The organism is Providencia alcalifaciens, assembly GCF_915403165.1.
GTDB classification, from domain to species: Bacteria; Pseudomonadota; Gammaproteobacteria; order Enterobacterales; family Enterobacteriaceae; genus Providencia; species Providencia alcalifaciens_C.
The window spans coordinates 1405915-1426768 of sequence record NZ_OU659204.1 but is presented as its reverse complement, the minus strand read 5'-3'; the positions used below and the strand labels follow the sequence as shown (position 1 = coordinate 1426768).

Annotated in this window: 16 protein-coding genes and 3 tRNA genes; 11 read left to right on the top strand and 8 right to left on the bottom strand. The window is 40.8% G+C overall.

The window, feature by feature from the left end:
* Positions 1-308: 308 nt before the first annotated feature.
* Entirely contained in the window at positions 309-821 is a 513-nt protein-coding gene (gene fliZ / locus LDO73_RS06295) for a flagella biosynthesis regulatory protein FliZ (RefSeq protein ID WP_224060668.1), read from the bottom strand.
* A gap of 1024 nt (positions 822-1845) precedes the next feature.
* Here fliZ and LDO73_RS06290 point away from each other — a divergent pair.
* Entirely contained in the window at positions 1846-2157 is a 312-nt protein-coding gene (locus LDO73_RS06290) for a DUF5339 domain-containing protein (RefSeq protein WP_006657479.1), read from the top strand.
* A 97-nt stretch (positions 2158-2254) separates the two neighbouring features.
* Here the strand turns inward: LDO73_RS06290 and mgtA are convergent, their stop codons facing one another.
* The 3 genes from mgtA to cspE form a co-directional block, all read right to left on the bottom strand.
* Positions 2255-4957: a magnesium-translocating P-type ATPase gene (mgtA, locus tag LDO73_RS06285; RefSeq protein ID WP_224060667.1), complete on the bottom strand. Its 2703-nt coding sequence runs from the start codon at positions 4955-4957 to the stop codon at positions 2255-2257.
* A gap of 146 nt (positions 4958-5103) precedes the next feature.
* On the bottom strand, positions 5104-5802 hold the full coding sequence (locus LDO73_RS06280) for an MgtC family protein (protein ID WP_224060666.1): 699 nt from the start codon (positions 5800-5802) through the stop codon (positions 5104-5106).
* 482 nt (positions 5803-6284) lie between these two features.
* Positions 6285-6497 carry a transcription antiterminator/RNA stability regulator CspE gene (gene cspE / locus LDO73_RS06275; RefSeq protein WP_004909801.1) on the bottom strand — a complete coding sequence of 71 codons (213 nt, stop codon included), beginning with the start codon at positions 6495-6497 and terminating at the stop codon, positions 6285-6287.
* 480 nt (positions 6498-6977) lie between these two features.
* On the opposite strand from cspE, the gene LDO73_RS06270 reads away from it, so the two are divergent.
* The 7 genes from LDO73_RS06270 to LDO73_RS06240 all read left to right on the top strand — a co-directional run bounded on the left by LDO73_RS06270 (position 6978) and on the right by LDO73_RS06240 (position 11030).
* The gene (locus LDO73_RS06270) at positions 6978-7481 is read left to right on the top strand and encodes a YlaC family protein (protein WP_224060665.1); all 504 of its coding nucleotides are present in this window, start codon (positions 6978-6980) and stop codon (positions 7479-7481) included.
* A gap of 136 nt (positions 7482-7617) precedes the next feature.
* Positions 7618-7693, top strand: a tRNA-Asn gene (locus LDO73_RS06265).
* A gap of 327 nt (positions 7694-8020) precedes the next feature.
* Positions 8021-8096 (top strand) — tRNA-Asn (locus tag LDO73_RS06260).
* A gap of 307 nt (positions 8097-8403) precedes the next feature.
* Positions 8404-8479, top strand: a tRNA-Asn gene (locus LDO73_RS06255).
* A gap of 193 nt (positions 8480-8672) precedes the next feature.
* Positions 8673-9719: a dihydroorotase gene (gene pyrC, locus LDO73_RS06250; RefSeq protein ID WP_224060664.1), complete on the top strand. Its 1047-nt coding sequence runs from the start codon at positions 8673-8675 to the stop codon at positions 9717-9719.
* A 221-nt stretch (positions 9720-9940) separates the two neighbouring features.
* The gene (gene bssS / locus LDO73_RS06245; protein WP_211885188.1) at positions 9941-10195 is read left to right on the top strand and encodes a biofilm formation regulator BssS; all 255 of its coding nucleotides are present in this window, start codon (positions 9941-9943) and stop codon (positions 10193-10195) included.
* 241 nt (positions 10196-10436) lie between these two features.
* A complete protein-coding gene (locus LDO73_RS06240; protein ID WP_224060663.1) occupies positions 10437-11030 on the top strand; it encodes a LuxR C-terminal-related transcriptional regulator in 594 nt (197 codons plus the stop codon).
* 39 nt (positions 11031-11069) lie between these two features.
* Here the strand turns inward: LDO73_RS06240 and LDO73_RS06235 are convergent, their stop codons facing one another.
* Complete coding sequence (locus LDO73_RS06235) at positions 11070-12116, bottom strand: rhodanese-related sulfurtransferase (protein WP_224060662.1); 1047 nt, start codon at positions 12114-12116, stop codon at positions 11070-11072.
* 372 nt (positions 12117-12488) lie between these two features.
* On the opposite strand from LDO73_RS06235, the gene LDO73_RS06230 reads away from it, so the two are divergent.
* On the top strand, positions 12489-13004 hold the full coding sequence (locus LDO73_RS06230; RefSeq protein ID WP_224060661.1) for a DUF4760 domain-containing protein: 516 nt from the start codon (positions 12489-12491) through the stop codon (positions 13002-13004).
* Positions 13005-13256: 252 nt separating this feature from the next.
* Here the strand turns inward: LDO73_RS06230 and ttrA are convergent, their stop codons facing one another.
* The 3 genes from ttrA to ttrB are packed head-to-tail and all read right to left on the bottom strand — an operon-like array spanning position 13257 to position 18104.
* The gene (ttrA, locus tag LDO73_RS06225; RefSeq protein WP_224060660.1) at positions 13257-16346 is read right to left on the bottom strand and encodes a tetrathionate reductase subunit TtrA; all 3090 of its coding nucleotides are present in this window, start codon (positions 16344-16346) and stop codon (positions 13257-13259) included.
* Positions 16339-17367 (bottom strand): tetrathionate reductase subunit TtrC, encoded by a 1029-nt coding sequence (gene ttrC, locus LDO73_RS06220; protein WP_195848255.1) that lies wholly within the window; start codon positions 17365-17367, stop codon positions 16339-16341. Before ttrC ends, ttrA begins: the two co-directional genes overlap by 8 nt.
* On the bottom strand, positions 17367-18104 hold the full coding sequence (gene ttrB, locus LDO73_RS06215; protein ID WP_224060659.1) for a tetrathionate reductase subunit TtrB: 738 nt from the start codon (positions 18102-18104) through the stop codon (positions 17367-17369). Before ttrB ends, ttrC begins: the two co-directional genes overlap by 1 nt.
* 261 nt (positions 18105-18365) lie before the next feature.
* Between ttrB and ttrS the strand changes: the two genes are divergently transcribed.
* Together ttrS and ttrR are read left to right on the top strand one after the other, a co-directional pair.
* Positions 18366-20111, top strand: a complete 1746-nt coding sequence (gene ttrS / locus LDO73_RS06210; protein WP_224060658.1) for a tetrathionate respiration histidine kinase TtrS — start codon at positions 18366-18368, stop codon at positions 20109-20111.
* 137 nt (positions 20112-20248) lie between these two features.
* Entirely contained in the window at positions 20249-20845 is a 597-nt protein-coding gene (gene ttrR / locus LDO73_RS06205) for a tetrathionate respiration response regulator TtrR (RefSeq protein ID WP_036951558.1), read from the top strand.
* The last annotated feature ends 9 nt before the right edge of the window (positions 20846-20854 follow it).

Here is a 20854-nt window from a genome sequence, read left to right as displayed (position 1 = left end):
AACTCTTGAGCTACATTCATAATATTCTATTCTTTTATCATTAACTCAGAATATTCACTATTTTTTTGTTTTTTGTCATCCTTATTTATCTATAAATTTAATTAAATAGCTTTTGTTAATTTTTATAATCATATATTAAGTATTGGCTATAACAGTTGATGAAATTTAATTCTAAATCTGTTCAATTTATATCATGTATGTTTATTATTATTCAAAAATAAAAAAGGTGCCCTATTGGACACCTATTTGCCTATTTTAGTATTAAAAATAATCGTATAACCAACTATTTTTATTAACTTAAAATATTATTAGTTTTTTTCTGACTGCCAGCTTAAATACTGCTCATATTTACGTAGTGCAATATTGTAGTTGCTAAATGCTGAATCAGTCATTTTATCGCTCAACTGTTCTTGAACTTTACTTGCGGTAAAGCCTTTCATTGAAAAGTTAGAGGATGACAGCAGTTCATCTAAGCGGCGCAGACGAACAACGTACTCGCGGACGGTGCTATGACTCATTTCTGTCTGTAAGAACAAATACTGTTTAAAAGACATAATATCGAAATAGTCTGTATTGCTATTACAGAAAATTTCGCTACAAAAACGACAAAGTGCTGTAAATTGCCCTTGAAGTTCGCCCCAAGCCGCTTCATCAACCAAATCGGTCATGTCAGCGATAGCTTCTTTATTTAAGATACCATCGTTGAATACGAGGGAGATACGATCAAGAGTTTTATTACAGTGTGCACAATGAGTTTGGCTGTGTTTAAAATCTTTAATATAACGACTCAACGGCCGTTTCTTTACAATAGAAGCAGACATAATGGTAAAGCCCTGTGTGTAATTATAAAAATAAAAAGTAACAAGATAAATCCGGTTACATACATACCATGCCCATAGCATTAATGATTGTCTGCTATGTTGCATATCGAGATAAGCGTAATTGCCTCATCTCATTTTCTTACTTTCCCTTTGTAAGGTGGATCCTTCTGGGAATGTAATGTAAGAAAATTTATTTCCCTTTGTCCGAAGCATTCTAACCTGTCTAAAACACTTTGGCGAATTTCTTATGAGAGTAATTTTGCACGCAAATTTGACCTAGCGTCAACCTAACGAACCTAATCGTTGTTAACCTAAATAGCAAAGTTTTATCACTTAAAAAACCAAGATTCGAAAGGAGGTCCCCCTTGAAGGCAGAGACTTTACCTGATAACCCCCTAAAGGTTCAAAGGAAATTTAATTTAAAAATCAATATTATATAGTGAAAAGCATTTTATTGATAAATTTGTGATATAGCTCACTTTTCACTTCTATAATCGCATTTTAAATGTACAGCCATTAATTCTACAAATATTCGATAATCCAGTTTTATACGTGACATGTAAATTATTTTTTACACTGTTTCTGAATTTTAATTATTTTTACTGTATATGAAAAAAAGTTATTAACATCATTAGAAAAGTTATAAGGAGTTTAATTTCCTCATATCACACACAATTTCTAGTTACTTCTACTTAACGTATTTTTTACAAAACAGTTTGCTACTCACTAGATACTTTATGCGGTTATTCTTATTTCATGAATAGAAGATCTCAGTATCAATTACGTATTTATACCCAGTAATAATAATCCATTCTTATTTTTCATACGTCACAATAAGCTAGCAAAAAGCACGATAGATAATTATCGCTACAAAAGTCATTTATAAAGCATAAATATTTATGTTAAAGATTAACCATTTGAATTAATTATTAATTTCCTTTTTAGGATTTGTTACATTGATAAAAGAAGATCCTCTTATATACTTAATTTGCTTTATATATAAATAATTTTAATAAGGTTGATTATGAAAAAGATGATTTTAGCTTGTGGACTGGGTTTATTGGCATTAACAATCACTGCGTGCTCAGAAGAAGAGAAAAAAGGTCAAGTTGCTGGTGCAACTGAAACTTGTAACGCTTACTTCGCTGAAGTTGATAGCTTAATTGCTAAAGCTTCTGAGAACCCACAAGCCAAAGCTCAATTAGATGCGATGAAAGGTCAGTTAGAAGAAGGCAAAAAGCAAGTTGCTGCTTTACCTAAAGACCAACAAGATCAAGCTTGCCAGCAAGGCATTGATGCGATGAAACAAATGAAAACAGCTTTAGGTCTGCAGTAATCTTTCCTACTCTGTTAAAAAAAAGAGCCTATATGGCTCTTTTTTTTTAATTAATTTCTAGCGATGGGTCCCGCTCAAGTCACGTAACCCAACCATGTTATAACCAAGTTCCAAAGCGTTTAATATAAATATGCTTCATCCCTTGTGCGACAAAACAGTAACTGACGAGTGTCAGCACTAACCAAGGAAAATATTCCATTGGTAAAGGCTGCAAGCCAATCATCGAACCAAATGATGAGAACGGTATATAAAGCCCAAGAGCCATAATAATTCCCGTTGTCAGTAACACTGGTAATGCAGCCGTACTTTGAATAAAGGGAATTTTTTGTGTCCGTAACATATGAACGACCAAGGTTTGCGACAATAATCCCTCAACAAACCAACCGGATTGAAAGAGTGCTTCATGGGCCACACTATTGGCTTGGAATACATACCACATCAAAGCAAATGTTGTGATATCAAAAATGGAAGATGTTGGCCCAATCCAAATCATAAATCGTCCAATATTTTTCGCATCCCATTTACGTGGACGTTTTAAAAACTCTTTGTCCATTTTGTCCCAAGGTAATGCTAATTGAGACATATCGTACAGCAAATTTTGAACCAGTAAATGAATAGCTAGCATCGGTAAGAACGGAATAAATGCACTGGCAATCAGAACGGAAAATACATTTCCAAAGTTAGAACTAGCGGTCATATTTAAATACTTAATAATATTCCCAAACGTTTCTCTTCCTTTGATAACGCCTTGTTCTAATACCATCAAATCCTTTTCTAACAGAATGATATCCGCAGACTCTTTCGCGATATCAGTCCCCGTATCCACAGATATTCCTACATCGGCATCCCGTAAAGCGGGGGCATCATTGATTCCATCTCCCAGAAAACCGACAGTATGTCCATTTGCTTGCAATAGTTTTAGGATCCGAGATTTTTGCAGAGGGGTTAATTTGCAGAAAACGGAAACTTGTTCAACTTTCGTTTTCAGCTCATCATCGCTCATTGCCTCGACTTCAAGACCTGTCATGATCTCATCGATATTCAAACCTACATCATGGCAAATTTTTTCAGTGATCACCGCATTATCACCAGTGAGGACTTTGACCATCACGCCATTTTCTCTTAGTGCAGCAATAGCCGAAATAGCGCTCTCTTTTGCAGGGTCTAAAAATGTAAGAATACCTTGTAACTCAAGCTGTTGTTCTGCTTGAGCCGATAACGGTAACAAAGCCTCAGCATCATTTAGTGAACGCGTTGCCAGCAGTAATACCCGGAAACCCTGTTTATTATAGTCACTGACCAGCTCCGAAATCCTAGCTTTAGCTTGAGCATCTAATAAGGTGGTATGTCCATCATGCTGATAACTATGACAAACAGCTAGCATCTCTTCCGCAGCCCCTTTACAGATCAATAAAGCATCACCTTCAGGGGTTTTTACGGTGACAGATAATTTTCGGCGAATAAAATCAAATGGTAGTTCATCAATTTTTTGATAAGCCTTCAACTGCTCGACCTTATCATTACCACGGCCCCGTCGAATAATTGCCTGATCCATCATATTTTTGGCACCACTTTGATGGAAACTGTTCAACCATGCCAATTGCAAAATTCGGCTATCTTTTTGTCCATTACTGTCGAGATAATGCTCTAAAATGATGCGTTCTTGCGTTAATGTTCCCGTTTTATCCGTACAGAGTACATCCATCGCACCAAAGTTTTGAATAGCATTGAGCCGTTTAACGATAACCTTGTGCTTAGACATGGCTATCGCCCCTTTTGCAAGGTTTGAGCTCACTATCATCGGTAACATTTCAGGCGTTAATCCTACCGCAACAGCCAGTGAAAATAGTGTTGCTTCAAACCAATCACCTTTAGTGAATCCATTGATTAATAAGACAATCGGCACCATTACCAGCATAAAGCGGATCAGCAACCAACTCACACTATTCACGCCGCGATCAAAAGCAGTTTGAGCGCGGGTTCCTACAATAGATTTGGCCAGCGAACCTAGGTACGTTTTGCTCCCCGTTGCCACCACAATCCCTCTCGCGGTACCGCTTGTCACATTGGTGCCCATCAAACAGATATTTGAAATTTCAAGTAATTCATTTTCTGTCGGTGATGCGGGTTCTAAACTTTTTGCGGACACATTTGCGAGAGTGTCATATTTTTCAACCGGGATAGATTCCCCCGTTAAAATGGCTTGACTGATAAATAGATCTCGAGATTCAACCAGTTTTAAATCCGCAGGAACCATATCTCCAGCTGATAATAAAACGATATCCCCTGGTACTAAGCATTTGATTGGCACTTCCTTGCGAATAGAACGCCCTGTTCTATTGTCGCGCCGGTATACCGTTGCTGTAGTTCTTACCAAGGATTTCAAAGCTTCTGCCGCTTTATTGGTTCGATATTCTTGCCAAAAACGCAGCAATCCACTTAATACAACCATCGTGACAATGATAATAACGCCTGTTAAATCAGTCTCTTCACCTTGACGTTCAGGGATCACGTAGTCAGTAAAGAAACTCACAATCGCTAGGATCATCAAAACAAAAATAAATGGATTTTTAAAAGAAGTGAGTAACTGCTTCCAAGCAGGAGGGGCTTTTTCGTGAGCAACTTCATTTTCACCATCTACCACTAGGCGGTCGAGAGCTTCATTTTCAGATAAACCCAGAAGGTTAGTTTGATATTCATTGAGAACCTGCTCAATGCTTTTACTCGCTTGTTCGCCAACAATGAATTTTTGGCGTGCAGGGGCTTTTGCGCCTTTGCGCTGATGCCTTATTTCAGTCATAACGTTATCTCTATAGAGTACAGTTGTACTTTTTAAACGCTATCTGACTGAAAATATTGTATTTTAGCCAGATAGCTCCTGTTTATATCTCCAAGACGGGGGGTGCTCGTCCATTTCGGCTCCTTTAATCAGTTAATTTTTAGCAATCAAGCTGGTAGCTCAGATGCCACTTTCCAATTGATAGCACTGACACTTTGCTCAAGACTAATCCGGCAAACCAATGCTTCTATCTCTTTTTGCTCGACAGGCGTGGCAAGAAACTCTGCGCACACCTCCAGCTGTTCTGGTTTCAATGTATCTGCGCTACTCAATGACTGTAAGCGAATATGCAGCCCATTAATGGCTTGTAAAATCAACGTTCTAACAAGGATTTCATCACCTTGATGACACATCACACGTATTTTATAACGCTGTTCAACATCCAATTCCTGCTGTTGCGGCTGGCGATTAATTTTTGCTGCGGCTTCTCGCAATAAAATATTTGCACATAAAATCAATAAAGTGGCTATTGTTGCTAGTGAATATTGCCCTAACCCACATAACACACCAATCCCTGCTGAACACCATAGTGTTGCGGCAGTATTCAGCCCTCGAATATTCATGCCTTCACGCATGATCACTCCAGCACCTAAGAAGCCAATACCTGACACAATTTGTGCCGCAATTCGACCAGGGCTATCAGGAGAAGTCGTCACTGAACTCAAAATAAATACAGCTGCTCCCGTTGCAACCAATGCATTCGTACGCAACCCTGCCATTCTTTGACGCCATTGACGCTCTGCGCCAATTAATGCACCAAGGCACATTGCAGATAAAAGATTTAATATATCCGGTGTGAAAAACATAATGATCCCTCCATCAAATAATGGATAACAATTAATGAGCTAAATAAAAAGCCCATGCCAAATTGCTGAATAAATAAATATTCAGTAATTAATAGCTATTGCCCGGAGGGAATAGAGAATAAATATAAACTTGCATGATACACACTCACTGCAACAGTGATTATTCCATTCGAAAATGAAAAATTCTTATATAAATCAGGGAGTATGAATGATAGGAACATCAGACACCGCCCGCCGTAGTGGCAAGCAGCTAATAGAAGAGATTATTAATTACTTGCCAATTAAATTAAGTTTTTATTACAACTCTGACTGTCCAAGTAATTTATCTCCAATAGGTTAATGTGAGCTGAGTATAGATGCGGCTAATTATTAAGTAAAGATTTAAATGTTAATTATTTTTACACTATATTTTTTATTTTTCAGAAATGAAAAAGCCCGTCCTTAAAAAGGACGGGCTTTAGAAAATCAGTTAAGCAATTAGCTTAGATAGCAGTTACGTTTGCAGCTGCTGGGCCTTTTGCACCGTTTTCAATGGTGAATTCAACTTGCTGGCCTTCTGCCAGAGTTTTGAAACCATTGCCCTGAATGGCAGAGAAGTGGACGAAAACGTCTTTGCTACCATCAGCTGGAGTGATGAAACCGAAGCCTTTAGACTCGTTGAACCACTTAACTTGACCTTTCATTTTGTCGGACATTTGACTTTTCCTATATAACATCAAAAAAACTTGCCTTTTGGCATATATGGGCCAGAGTCAGCTATTTAATCAGGGAAACACCAAGATGAAGCGTCACGGTCAAAGGCTATCTGTGATAACTTTTTTCTTTAGAACACACTAACTCAGTAATCATACATCAAATAGGACTGCTAAACAGGCCGATGCACATTAACTCATGACTTTGAGATAATAGCAACTATTTTATACATTCAATCCCGAAAATATTGATGTTTTTTCGATTCAGTCACTTTTAGGCGGAATTATGTTAACAAAAAAACTGCATTTTATTGATATTTTAAAGATTTTTTTAAATAAAAACCCTCTCTAGGCCTAAAAAATCGACTGGATTAGTCCGAGATAATGACAATCCAGTTAAATATTTTTTTTAACTGATATATAACAATTCATTCCCTCCGTGATACCCTCCTAGTATAGATATCTGACAGAGAGTCACTTACCATGGATATTATCAAACAAATACTTATAGACGATTTAGATACCATTAATCAGCGTGAGCAACGTGATGGTAAACCTTACTTTAATAGCCAATTTCTCGCCAATCATCCTTATTTATGTATTGGCATGATTGCAGCCTATTTACCGCTTGCCGTGATCTTATGGTATGCCCCCTACTTTGGCCCTTATTGGACGCTTGGTATAACCTTCTTGTTTATTATACTTGCTAGCGTTCTGTTGTTTGACATTAAGCCTGTTTACCATTTCGAAGATATTGGTGTGCTTGATTTGCGCGTTTGCTATAACGGCGAATGGTTTGTCACTGAAGTTGTATCTGAGGACGCTTTAAATAAAGTTCTTGAATCTCAGGAAATCAGCTCAGCTATCAAGCAAGAAGTTTCTCGTTTATTAGCATTAAAGGGCAGCATCTCCTTTTACGATATTTACCATATTGCTTATCCTGAGGTTTCTTTGCCGACACAAGTCACTTTAGCCGCTCAAAATTAAAATATTATCAATAATATAGCGTAGTTTTTATTCGTAATGAGTAGTGAGTGAGCAATTAGATTTATTTTCTATTTTTATCGTTGACAGGCCGAGGTGATATCGTTAATATTCGCCTCGTTCTCAGGAACAACCCAATTCCTCCATAGTTCAGTCGGTAGAACGGCGGACTGTTAATCCGTATGTCGCTGGTTCAAGTCCAGCTGGAGGAGCCAAATTTAAAAAGCCCGCTAAGATTAATTCTTGCGGGCTTTTTGCTTCCTAGTACCCTTCAACCTTTTCATTCATACCCACCCTATTCGCAGCTACTTTAATTTATTCCTGCCTACTTATTAATAGAACAATCCCTATTGCTTGCTCACTATTCACATTTTAGCAGTTCCGCTTAAAACAACGAGCAAACCCCTGAAATCTAACTAGCAAGGCATAAATAATCACCAACTTGTTTATTTAACAGCCTGTTGAACATTTTTTTTAATTTTATGCTTTACAACTGAATACGGGGTGGGTAATATGCGCCTCGTTCTCAGGAACAAACCAATTCCTCCATAGTTCAGTCGGTAGAACGGCGGACTGTTAATCCGTATGTCGCTGGTTCAAGTCCAGCTGGAGGAGCCAAATTTAAGAAGCCCGCTCAGGTTAATCCTAGCGGGCTTCTTGCTTTCTAACTCACGCCATTTTTATCTTTCCTACTAATTCCTTATCAAAGATAATTTTTACATATCAAAATTACTCTACAATCTTAATCGCACTGTTTAACTGATTCTTTTTTCAGCTATTTTTGGCTTTATTACTTTTACATCTTATCCGTTAGATCAAAATTTTATCGATTCGTGCAGATAACAGGCAAACGAACTTATTTTATCATTTTCCCCTTTGACATTAGCGATTCAGAACGCTAATATCCTCTGCGTGTTAAGGGAGTTCCTCCATAGTTCAGTCGGTAGAACGGCGGACTGTTAATCCGTATGTCGCTGGTTCGAGTCCAGCTGGAGGAGCCAACTTAATCTTTCCTTTCTCTGTTTTTTTCTGTTTTAATTCCTTTATTTTCCAATATGTTAAAAGACCCCACAAAAAAATAATTACTAGATTAATTGTCCTTGATCATAGCTATTTAATCGTTTTCGTTTTATCATTCTTTCCCGGCTTGAGCATCTGCTCATCACTTATTCCCCCCTTATTGGAGCCGGTTTAATGACAACTGTAACTACCCTAACGATCCGCCGCCCTGATGATTGGCATGTTCATTTTCGTGATAATGAAATGTTAAATACAGTCGTGCCGTTCACAAGCCAATTTTTTGGTCGTGCCATTGTCATGCCTAACCTTGTACCCCCTGTTACCACGGTAGAAGCCGCAAGAGCGTACCGTGAACGAATTAAACAAGCGGTACCTGCTGGGCACCAATTTACACCGCTGATGACCTGTTATTTAACTGATACAACTGATGCTGATGAATTAATTCGTGGTTTCAATGAAGGTGTATTTACGGCCTGTAAATTGTATCCCGCAAATGCCACAACAAACTCTAGCCATGGCGTGTCTGACATTAAAAAAATCTACCCTGTTCTTGCTGCCATGGAACAAGCTGGAATGCCATTACTCATTCATGGGGAAGTGACCGCCAGCCATATCGATATCTTTGACCGTGAAGCCCTGTTTATCGAACAAGTCATGCTGCCATTGCGAGCTCAATTCCCTCAGTTAAAAGTCGTTTTTGAGCACATCACAACCAAAGAAGCCGCACAATATGTGTTAGAGGCGAACGAATTTACAGCTGCAACCTTAACACCACAGCATTTGATGTTTAACCGTAACCATATGTTAGTTGGTGGTGTACGTCCGCATCTATATTGCCTACCGATTTTAAAACGTAACGTTCATCAAGAAGCATTGCGTGCAGCTGTCGCTTCTGGCTGCGATCGCTTCTTCTTAGGTACCGATACTGCACCGCATGTTCAATCTCGTAAAGAGACATCCTGCGGCTGTGCAGGCGTATTTAACGCACCAACCGCATTAGCTGCCTATGCAACCGTATTCGAAGAATTAGGCGCTTTAGCGCATTTCGAAGCATTTTGTTCACTAAATGGGCCTAAATTTTACGGATTACCCGTCAATGAAGGTCACATTACACTGACGAAATCTGAGAATATAACCTGCGAATCTATTTCCTGTGGGACAGATAAATTAATCCCATTTTTAGCGGGTGAAGATTGTGGTTGGACTATCAAAGTAAGCTAATAACATTATGATGTGAAAAGATTTTATCCTTTTCACATCTTCTTTTTTAAAGAATCACCGACTATTTTTTTAATTTTCATCAAAATTCATAGAAAAAATAGTTTTACTACTATCATATTAAAAAAATCTTCTTATACTAGATATAGCTCGTTCTGAGCTACCTGCTCTTAGTCAGTAATAGATATTTACTATTTATCACGATGTTTGATTAGGAGGTCTAAATGAATAGAAAAAACGATGTAATCCAAACTCACCCTGTTGTTGGCTGGGATATCAGTACTGTCGATGCCTACGATGCGATGATGCTACGTTTACATTACCTCCCTGAACAGAACAATAGCCTGGATAGCGCAATAGTTGATAAAACCATGTGGCTGACAACCGATGTAGCCAAACAGCTGATTAATATTCTTCAGGCTGGAATTGATAAGATTGAGTCTGGCGAATATCTTGAATCTGATTTCAAAACACATTAGCAGGTAAAAAAAGAATGGATATTTGTCTCATAGCAAATATCCATTCGCTATCATTTCATCATTCTAATTTATATCATTAATAAATGATAATTTACGCTTATTATTAAAGATAAAATAGAAACCATACATTATGAATTAATTGCAAATACAAGCGATAATTTATTATTTTTATTATTACTTTATTGACTTCAATATCAATTCCAATTTATTGTAATACTCTTTTCGGACAAGGATGTTCCCTATGAGAATATTAGTTATTGATGAGTGTTATTATACCCGCCTTGGTATTACCGAATATTTATCTTCTAATAGAAAATTAAAGTTTATTAGTACAGGGTGCATTAATGAAGGTATTAAATATATAAATAAATACTCACCCAGTATTGTTCTAGTTAATTTGACATACTATTGTCATTACTCGAGTTACTGCCCGACTCTGAAAACATTGCTAAACAGAGCCAGTAGCACTCGATTCTATATCTACATCAATGCTACATACCCATTAACAGACAAGCCTTTGCTACTAAAAGATAATTTTTTCATTATGTCAAAAAATATCATGACTCAAACATTGGATAAAGTTATTACTGATTCAGATCAAATAGAAAAAATAACAAAGCTTGCTAATAATAATGATTCATCCATTTTTACGATGAAAGAGCAAAATATAATTAATAATTGGATGAATGAAACCCCCAACCATATTATCTCTAGAAAATTAGGCATAAGTAATAGTACCGTTTATTCACAAAAACGGCATATTACATCAAAAGTTTTTGTTAAAAATAGAATTGAACTATTTTTTATTTATAACGTTTTTAAGTATCTTTATTAAAAAAAGCCCTTTAAGGGCTTTCTTCATTTGAAAATATTACTAATTCTCGCTATTTAATAATCCATCTGCTAAACGATGGCGAGATTTATTAAATATTTTATTACTCACTTCACGACCAGCACGGCGAGTACGCTGCTCTTCTTCAGGCAGCTTCATCTCTTCGGTACACGCATGACTGCAGCAGCCTTCATATTTTTCAGCGCAGCTTGGGCATTGAATAAACAATAAATGACAACCGTCATTTTTGCAGTTAGTGTGAGTGTCACAGACATCCCCACATTGATGGCAATGCGCTAAGGTGTCATCTGTAATACGCTCACCCATACGGTTATCGAACACGAAGTTTTTACCTTTGAAACGCAGTGGTAAGCCTTGTTCTTTCGCTTTACGCGCATATTCAATGATCCCGCCTTCCACATGATAAACATTTTGGAAACCGTTATGCAGCATGTAAGCGCTCGCTTTTTCACAGCGGATACCGCCAGTGCAATACATCACCACATTTTTATCTTTCTGATCTTGCAGCATTTCAACCGCCATTGGCAGTTGGTCTCTAAAGGTGTCTGATGGTACCTCAATCGCATGATCAAAGTGACCCACTTCATATTCATAATGGTTACGCATATCGACAAAAATAGTATTTGGGTCATCGATCATCGCATTGACTTGCTCTGCTTTCAGATACTGTCCTGTATTTGCCGGATTAAAGGTTTCATCATCAATACCATCAGCAACAACACGGTCACGTACTTTCATGCGTAGTACCCAAAAGGACTTGCCATCATCATCAATAGCAATGTTCAAACGCAGATCATTTAAGGCTGGGTCTGTTGCGTAGATAAGTTCACGCAACGCATTTACATTGGAGGCAGGTACGCTAATTTGTGCGTTGATCCCTTCTTTGGCAATATACACACGCCCAAATACACTCAACGCTTTGAATTGTTGGTACCATTCATTACGAAATGCAGCAGGGTCTTGAATATTGAAATATTTGTAAAAAGAGATAGTGGTACGTGGCTCCGTTTCAGCCAACATACGTTCTTTAAGGATCTTATTTGAAACTTGGTTGTGTAACACTGGCATGGTGTTCGCTTTCCTATGTAATGCTTTGATATAAAAAGATTTAAATCACCAGCAAAGAATTGCTCGTTAATTGTGGGTTATTATCCCTTTTATTATGTTAATAAAAAACCACTTATTTTAAGTGGATATTACGCTCACCACCAACTCTTAATGATAATGTTAAAGAAAAATCACCACATCAAAAAAGTTAGTCTGATAAATTCTTTTGCCCTTTGACAGAAAAATGCCATTGCGCTAATTTTCCTCTGAATAAAAATCCCCCATTTGAAAGAGGTTCTATATGAAAACAAGATTTGATGAATTTGATGGCTTTTAAGCTAATGAACTTTTAACTAGGCGGGATTGACCCCGCCTTTTTTATGGATGGAACCCATGACATTAATGCAGGCAACCCTACAAATTATTAGTAATACGACGGTTTTATTTGGTGTTTTTGTTGCCATAGGCGCAATTATTTATAATTTAGAAACGGCTAAAAAAACACAAACCGCCCTATTTTTGTTTGAAAGTCGATTAGATCAGCAATACATAGAGTCTCTTCATGTTTTAAAACAAATTCATTACTCTGGAAAATCATTTCGTGCTTATGTCTTCCCTATGGAGGGGGTAGCAATGACAAGTTGTGAAATTTCAGAACGTCTCAAATTCCAATATATTTTAAATTTTTATGAGCGCGTTGCTGTTAGCATCAGAGAAGGCATCTATAACGAGCAGATGATCAAAAGAGCCTCATATTCAACCGTTATTGAAACATATGAGATTGCCGAGCCTTTGATTAAAGCAATTCGAGAAAAAAGAAAATCAGAGACGACCTATCAAGAATTTGAATGGCTAGTGACTCGCTGGAAGAAAAATCCGCTTAAGAAAAATAGCTCAATATTTCTATAGACTGTTTTTATAGCAATATTGTATTAGCTATCTGTATTAAATAGAAAAGAAAAAAGGGAGGGCTCCCCCTCCCTGGCATTTGCCGAAGTTACGATGGGTAGACCGCATCGTAGAGCGCAATGTCAACTGATTTAGAGGCGCTTTCCTACTCCGCTATGCAGAACGGAGTAGGTCAGAAACCTCTTTACTGCTTATATTACTAACTACACTTTACTAACGCACAACTTTCAACCTATTGGATGAACTTCTGTCTTAGCCAATTAACTCGATACGAGCTGGCAAACCTTGTCTCACGGAAGCGCCTGATACCCAATCAAGCCAAGTATTTGCCACTTCACGAGTCGGGTCTGCAAACCCTAAATCATTCAAGTTAATTCCTGAGCCATTTGCCGCATTCATCGGCATGGCTTCGCCGTCTAAATAGTGCTGTTTGGCACCCATTTCTGTATGACCATAACCATGTTCAACCGCAAGAACTCCCGGCATAACACCATCAAGCACACTAATTTGAGCCTCAGCATGACCACCCGGTGTCGTAATTTTGATCCAATCCCCATGTTTAACGCCCATCTTCGCCGCATCATCAGGGTGAATGGCCACCAAGTTGGTTGGTTTCACATGGCGTAAACGTTCGATCATAGTTGTGGAGCTGCTCATCACATGAGATTTAAATGACATCATTTTCAATGGCCATTCTTTCTCTGGGAATACCGCATTCACATCTTCACCGTTTGCCATACGCGGTGGATAGTAGGTCGGGCAACCACTAAAACGCTCACCAGTGATCGCATGACGGTTAATCGCCACCGTAGGATTCCAAATTTGTAACCCTTTCTTCCACTGTGGCCCCGTCGCTTCGCCATCCCATGCTTTCTCGTAAGGTGCGAATCGACCACCACGCGTAAAGATATACGCAACGCGGCGAACTTCTTCAGGTTTTAACGTCCGAGTAATTTGCGGCATAATACGTTCGACACCGCTGATCGTAATATCTTCGGTTGCCGCCTCTGGTACCGGCTTTTCACCTAACCATGCCATATTTGCCGCAACTCGCAGGTAGTAATCTTCTGCGGTATTTAACGGATACATGTTGCCATCCATATCTGCAATTACATTGTCACCAAAGCCTGGTAAATTCAGCTCTTTAGCGACTGCGATACAGAATGACTCCATAGATACTGGCTGGCCGTTCGCTGTTTTCGCAGTGCGGGATTCAACAATCGGCCAACGCGCAGTACTCGCTTTCACCTGCACACCTGACCATGGCGCACTAAAGCCCCAGCTCTCGAAGTTATGGGTATCTGGCACAATGTAATCTGCTAACGCGGTCGTTTCATTCATGAAAGCATCAATACCAATAATCAGCGGTAGATGTTTCGGATCCTTCAGCTTCTCTTCCATTACCTGACGAATCCCCGCAATACCATAAACTGGGTTCGTCATATTGGTGATCCACGCTTTCAATGAATACGGATAACCCAGTAGTGCAGATGCGAGTTGCTCAGTTAATTGTCCTTTCGCAAACGGATACCAAGGCGCTTTTGCTGGATACGGCTTTTCACCTGCCGCCACTCTTGCCTTAAATTCATCCGATTTTTCATAGACTTCATTACTGCGCGATAACACCACACCTTTCGGTTTCACTTTGCCTTTGTAACCTGCGATATTGTAACGAGGGCCATCATTCTCCCCGTTAAATTTACCGCCACCCACCGAGACGCCGCCTTTTAGGTTTAAGTTACCAATTAACGCATTGAGCATAATCACAGCCCATGCCGTATAGAAACCATTGCCGCTCATCATGCCGCCGTGAGAAATCACTGCCGCTTTTCTGTCATAAGAGGTTAACGCTTTACCCAATGATTCAATGGTTTTTACGGGGACTTGGCAACGCTGGCTGTATTCTTCCAGCGTCATGCGATCCGCCGCTTCTTTTAGGCATTGGAAGCTGGATTTCACCGTCACTTCGCTACCATCATGAAGCGTGACTTGGCGAGTCACAAACAGCTCTGCATTTGTGACTTCATCCGCCAGTTTCAGTTCACCATTTGCGTCCTGAACCAAATAGGCTTTTTTCTCATCCTCACCCTCTTCAGCCACGACACCGGTTAGGTGAGATTGCTGTAGCAGATTACCCGCCAGAGGATGGGCATCATCGGTGATCACGAGATGCGTCGAGTTGGTCCAGCTTTTCTCGCCAGCCGCTTCCATGGATTTTTCACTTGGCACACTCAGATAAGCGGCGTTATAACGGTCGTTCTCGATAATCCAACGGATCATTCCCATCACTAATGCTGCATCGGTGCCCGGCTGAACAGGAACCCAGTGACCATGATCATTGGCCAGTGTAGTGGTCAAAGGCAGTGCCGGAGAAACAACCACATAGTTAAACGAATCACGTAAACGAGCACTCGCTAACTGGCGACCTTGACGTTTAAATGGGTTACCCGATTGTGCTGGAGATGTTCCGATAAACAGCGCGAAACGCGTATTATCCCAGTCTGGTTTGACGTGGGCATTTTTATCCAAGTCATCCATCAACGCACCAGAACCTGCACGATACGCTAAACCGCAGTAAGCCCCGTGTGCGCCAAAGTTTTTACTACCAAAAGCATTTTGAGCAAAGCGACGAATAAAGCCATCACGACCATCATCCCCGGCGTTAGTTACCAGTAACTGGTTCGCTTTAGGCCCTAATTTAGGTTGAGCAGGATCCAGCGGCGTTTCTAAATCACGGATAGCACGCAGACCATCCACATGACCTTCACCAAACAAATCCCCACCTTCAACCACTTCTTTGATTAACTGTTCAAAGCTAATACGCTCCCACTTCCCTTCACCACGTTTACCCACGCGCTTCATCGGTTCGAGAATACGTAATGGGCTGGTTAACCCTTCCATCAGCGTTGCACCACGAGCACATGCGGTTGAACGATGTTCTAATCCGCTTTCACCGCCCATTTTGGCGAATGCAGTGGATAACGGCATTCCGTAAGGAAAATGTTTTTCATGGGATAGAGGGTGGTATGGGTTCCCCGCAATACGCAGTACTTCATTCTTCGCACTGTCCACACGGGCACGAATACCACACTGCGTCCAGCAACCGAAGCATTGAGTCATTGAAACCACTTGCGCAGGGTTCTCTTTCCAACCACCAATCGCAGTTCCTTCAGGGATCAGCGAGTTACCATTGATGCGATCCAGCGTCACTTTGCCAGAGGTGCCATCCACTAAGCCATCTACTGCACGTTTGGCAACTTCACGATAGCTTGCACCAAAAAGAGCAAGACCACCGACAACTAAACCACCTTTAAGCCATTGACGTCTTGAGAATTTAGCCATGTTGCACTCTCCCCGCAAACCAGCGAACACCTTCGCGAACAATAATTGTTAATGCAATCCACAATCCAAAGGTACCGACAATCGCCAGTAATCCGTCATTGCCTAATGGGAAATGGTATGGATTGGTGATGATGTTGTATTTTGGTACCGCTTGAATCTCCATCAGGAAAATCCAACGTAATACCCACGCTAACGCCATTGACACTAACGCTAAAACTGTAATGTAAGGAACGGAGCGAACGGCTTTCACGTTACTCAGCGCCATCACGAATGTGATTGCCCACAGCGCACATACGCCCATTAACATCCACCAGCCTGGGCTTGCGACATCTAACTGTTGGCGAACAGCAATGCCTGACGTGGTATCACCAGAGATCCACAGCGCAAAACAGACCGCAAACAAGAGTAACGTAATCACTTGGAAACGCGCTAAACGGTTTTGATATTGAGGTTCACGACGCGCACCTAAGCTAATCAAAGCCGGCAGCACTTGCATCGCACTTAAGAACATCAGCACTGGCATCCACCAGCTAAACCAAATTGGACGAGCCACTAACACAGAGGCTTCACGGCCGGTATATAGCAGTAAACCAATTGATGATAACGCACTCAGTAACGCTACCCAGCGGGTCGCTTTATACTCTTTCTTCCAAATCAATTTGACCAGCAGAGCAACAAAGTACAACCCAACAAACGTGGTAAACAGCGGTAGCAACACAGACCCCCACCACATCCAAGACCACATTGTTGGATGTGCATAGAAGTGCCATACACGCGCGGTTTGGTGCAGATCAGCGGTTAATGCTAGCGGAGCTGTTATCCCCATCGTGATAGCAATAAACACGGCAATCATTTCTAATCGACCGTTTCCACTGCGATTCTGCCAATGAAGATAACAGGCATATAGCACGGCACAGGCCGCAATCCCAATAAAGAAAAAGTATTGCACCGCCCAAGGAAGCCAGAAAAACTCTTGCGGCTGCGCCATGATTTCGGAAATATAGGTCACTTGCTCGCTCATCAGAACACCTCCTGCCACAATGCTGGTTGCCCTTTACCTTGCAACGGTTCCACAAACGCATCATCCAGCCCTAAATAAAACACCTGCGGCAATGTGCCACTTTCCGGTTTCAAGACTTTAATTTGGGCTTCATGCTCAGTGAGCATCTTGCGAATGGTGCTGTTAGGGTCTTTTAAGTCACCGATAATACGCGCACCACCGACACAAGATTCGACGCACGCTGGCAATAAACCGACCTCTAAGCGATGGGCACAGAACGTACATTTATCTGCAGTTTGCGTTGAATGGTTAATAAAGCGGGCATCGTACGGGCAAGCCTGCACACAATATGCGCAGCCTACACAACGCTCGTTATCAATTACCACAATGCCATCTTCACGTTGAAACGTTGCTTGCACTGGGCAAACTGGCACGCAAGGTGGGTTATCACAATGGTTACACAAGCGAGGTAGTAAAACGTTGGTGAAGCCTTCTTCCCCTTTTAGGGAGACTTGATATTGGTTAACCGTGGTTCTAAATTGGCCTTGAGGTGATTGGTTCTCGACTGAACAGCTAACTGTACATGATTGGCATCCTACACAGCGGCGCAGGTCAATCAGCATACCATAGCGTTTTTCAGGATTGCCTTCGCGGCGAGTTGGGGAAAAACTCAAACCCGCCTCGGCGATTGGGATCAGCGATGCACCTGCCGTGACAGCCCCAATCTGTTGTAGGAATTTTCGTTTACTCAGATCCATAATCGGCTCCAGTATTGACATTGCTAATGCGAAAATAAAAGTTAATAATCAATCTATTATTGGTTTATCTTACGTATTGGTAACACCGTGTTACCGATGTCTGATAACCACTAAATTCTTATTTCTCTTTAAAATCGGTGTGTTATCTTTGTGCTACTCTAATAATTCTGAGTTCATAGTAAGAAGAAAAGCCTTGCGCCCCTATTGTGGTTTTCCACATACCCGAAGGGATATTGATCTAACGCAACGAATAAACCCCAAATGTTAAAAAAAACGTCTATGCCGTTGTATCACATACTTTTAGTTAGCCTGCTGTTATGGTGCATTCCAGCGGGTGCGGCGCAATGGACTATCGGTGTTCTTGCCCTACGAGGACCGAGTTTCACTCAGTTGCACTGGCAACCTTTGGTGGACACTCTCAATGAGTCCATCCCGGGAGAACGCTTTACCCTGCAACCCCTGAATCTTGAAGAGATGAAAGAGGCGATTTCAAATCGCAAAATCGACTTTTTACTCACTAACCCAGCACAATTTATCCAACTCGATAATCGCTATCACCTACGCTGGCTGCTCTCTTTACGCTCAGATGTAGAGCCAAACAGCACGACACGCAACGTGATAGGTAGCCTTATTTTGGTTCGCGGAGATAGCGATATTCACAGTGCTGATCAGCTCATCGGCAAAAAAGTTGGCGCAATATCTCCCGATGCATTTGGGGGATATTTATTAGGCTATAAAGTGTTAAGAGATTTAGGGTATGACACGGAAAAAGACTTTCGGATGCAATTTTTGGGCTTCCCTGCGGATGCGCTGTTATACGCTTTACGGGATAAATCTCTCTCTGCGGCAATTGTCCCTGTCTGCTTATTAGAAAATATGGACAGTGAGGGACTGATTGATAAACAACAATTCCGTCCACTTGTTCAAAAAGAAAGTTCGTTACCCTGCCTAACGAGCACCGAACTTTACCCTAATTGGTCATTCGCCGCGTTAAGCGAAGTTCCTGACAATTTAGTGGATAAAGTCACCAAAGTCTTACTCTCTGGCGATACTCCCAATATGCGCTGGGGAGCTCCGGCATCCATTACACAAGTTGAAAACTTACTGCGCGACGTCAATCAACATCCACAGCAACGGGAAATTTGGCAAGATATTGTCAGCTGGACAATTCAACATCAAATTACCATCGGTATTATCGCCTTAATTTTCTTATTATTAGGTATTAACCACGTCTGGATAGCCTTCTTGGTTCGCCGTCGTAGCCAACAACTTGAAGTCGCACATAATCGCCTACGCCAGCAAGAAGCTAACCTACAAAAAGCTCAGCGACTCAATATATTAGGTGAAATGGCATCTGGGTTCGCCCATGAATTGAATCAACCATTATCCGCGATTCGAAATTACGCCCAAGGCTCTATTTTGCGATTGAAAAAAGAGTCGGAAAATCACCCTCTTCTTGGTGCCATCAGTAAAATTGATGAACAAGCTCAACGGGGTGCTGACATTATTCAAAACCTGCGCCTGTGGGCAGGAAAACCGGGGCAAGAATCCCGTCTAGCTCTACGCCAGCAATCCGTCAAACAGACCATTAATCATATTTGGCAACTGTTGCAAGTTGAGCAACATTTCCCAACCGTTAGGTTGCAGTTACCTGAGATTCCCGATATCCAGCTTTTGCTGCCTGATACCTTACTCGACCAGTTACTCTCAAATTTGATCAGTAATAGCCTACAAGCAGGTGCCACCACATTAACCTTTGGCTTCCACTTTGCGGATGGACGTTTTTTACTCGTATTACAAGATGATGCTGGCGGAATGCCTGACGAGCAGCTCCATCAAGGGATCATGCCATTCGCCACCACTAAACAGGAAGGGCTGGGACTCGGATTGGTGATTTGCCAGCGATTAATTCAAAGCCAAGGTGGGGATATTCGCATTGAAAATCAACATAATGATGAAGGTAAGAACGGGCTACGTGTGACGCTAATTTTTAATTACTCGAGATAATCAGAATATAACGCATGTTTTGCCACACAAAAGATAACATTCCCAATAACTATATGTGACAATGTTATGAATACTATTTATATAAGCAAGACACTTATACAAATACAAACAAGAAACAAGCCACGAGGTATGAATTAATGCCAGTCATTCACCTTGTCGACGATGACACCGATGTCACCGATTCCTGTCAATTTTTACTCGAAACGCTCGGCTATAACGTCACCGTCTGGAACGACAGTGAACAGTTCATCCAGCAAGCCCCTCTGCATGAGGAAGGCATTGTATTGCTCGATATGCGCATGCCAAAATTTGATGGTCGTCAAGTACATCAATACCTGAAAGAACAACAAAGCACCCTTGCGGTTATTTTCCTTTCTGGTCATGGGGATATCCCGATGGCGGTTGAACAGGTGAAATTAGGCGCTATCGATTTTTTACAAAAACCCATTGATAGCCAGCAGCTTGCCGAAACCCTTGAACAAGCTCGCTTACAAACCATAAAAGCCACTGAACGCACGTTGATTAAACAACGTTATGAAACCTTAACGCCGAAAGAAAAAGACGTTTGCACCTATGTACTTCAAGGGCTAATTAACCGCGAAATCGCGGAAGTCGCTTGTGTATCCGTGCGAACCGTTGAAGTGCATCGCTCCCGAGTAATGGAAAAAATGGCAGTGAGAAACCTTGCTGAATTAATGAGTACCATGCAAACAGCCCAACTTTTCGCGGGTTAATTTGATATC

What these genes read in the sequence shown, in the direction of transcription:
- fliZ (WP_224060668.1), bottom strand. Translation starts at nt 821, where the DNA reads ATGTCTGCTTCTATTGTAAAGAAACGGCCGTTGAGTCGTTATATTAAA.
- LDO73_RS06290 (WP_006657479.1), top strand. Translation starts at nt 1,846, where the DNA reads ATGAAAAAGATGATTTTAGCTTGTGGACTGGGTTTATTGGCATTAACA.
- mgtA (WP_224060667.1), bottom strand. Translation starts at nt 4,957, where the DNA reads ATGACTGAAATAAGGCATCAGCGCAAAGGCGCAAAAGCCCCTGCACGC.
- LDO73_RS06280 (WP_224060666.1), bottom strand. Translation starts at nt 5,802, where the DNA reads ATGTTTTTCACACCGGATATATTAAATCTTTTATCTGCAATGTGCCTT.
- cspE (WP_004909801.1), bottom strand. Translation starts at nt 6,497, where the DNA reads ATGTCCGACAAAATGAAAGGTCAAGTTAAGTGGTTCAACGAGTCTAAA.
- LDO73_RS06270 (WP_224060665.1), top strand. Translation starts at nt 6,978, where the DNA reads ATGGATATTATCAAACAAATACTTATAGACGATTTAGATACCATTAAT.
- pyrC (WP_224060664.1), top strand. Translation starts at nt 8,673, where the DNA reads ATGACAACTGTAACTACCCTAACGATCCGCCGCCCTGATGATTGGCAT.
- bssS (WP_211885188.1), top strand. Translation starts at nt 9,941, where the DNA reads ATGAATAGAAAAAACGATGTAATCCAAACTCACCCTGTTGTTGGCTGG.
- LDO73_RS06240 (WP_224060663.1), top strand. Translation starts at nt 10,437, where the DNA reads ATGAGAATATTAGTTATTGATGAGTGTTATTATACCCGCCTTGGTATT.
- LDO73_RS06235 (WP_224060662.1), bottom strand. Translation starts at nt 12,116, where the DNA reads ATGCCAGTGTTACACAACCAAGTTTCAAATAAGATCCTTAAAGAACGT.
- LDO73_RS06230 (WP_224060661.1), top strand. Translation starts at nt 12,489, where the DNA reads ATGACATTAATGCAGGCAACCCTACAAATTATTAGTAATACGACGGTT.
- ttrA (WP_224060660.1), bottom strand. Translation starts at nt 16,346, where the DNA reads ATGGCTAAATTCTCAAGACGTCAATGGCTTAAAGGTGGTTTAGTTGTC.
- ttrC (WP_195848255.1), bottom strand. Translation starts at nt 17,367, where the DNA reads ATGAGCGAGCAAGTGACCTATATTTCCGAAATCATGGCGCAGCCGCAA.
- ttrB (WP_224060659.1), bottom strand. Translation starts at nt 18,104, where the DNA reads ATGGATCTGAGTAAACGAAAATTCCTACAACAGATTGGGGCTGTCACG.
- ttrS (WP_224060658.1), top strand. Translation starts at nt 18,366, where the DNA reads ATGTTAAAAAAAACGTCTATGCCGTTGTATCACATACTTTTAGTTAGC.
- ttrR (WP_036951558.1), top strand. Translation starts at nt 20,249, where the DNA reads ATGCCAGTCATTCACCTTGTCGACGATGACACCGATGTCACCGATTCC.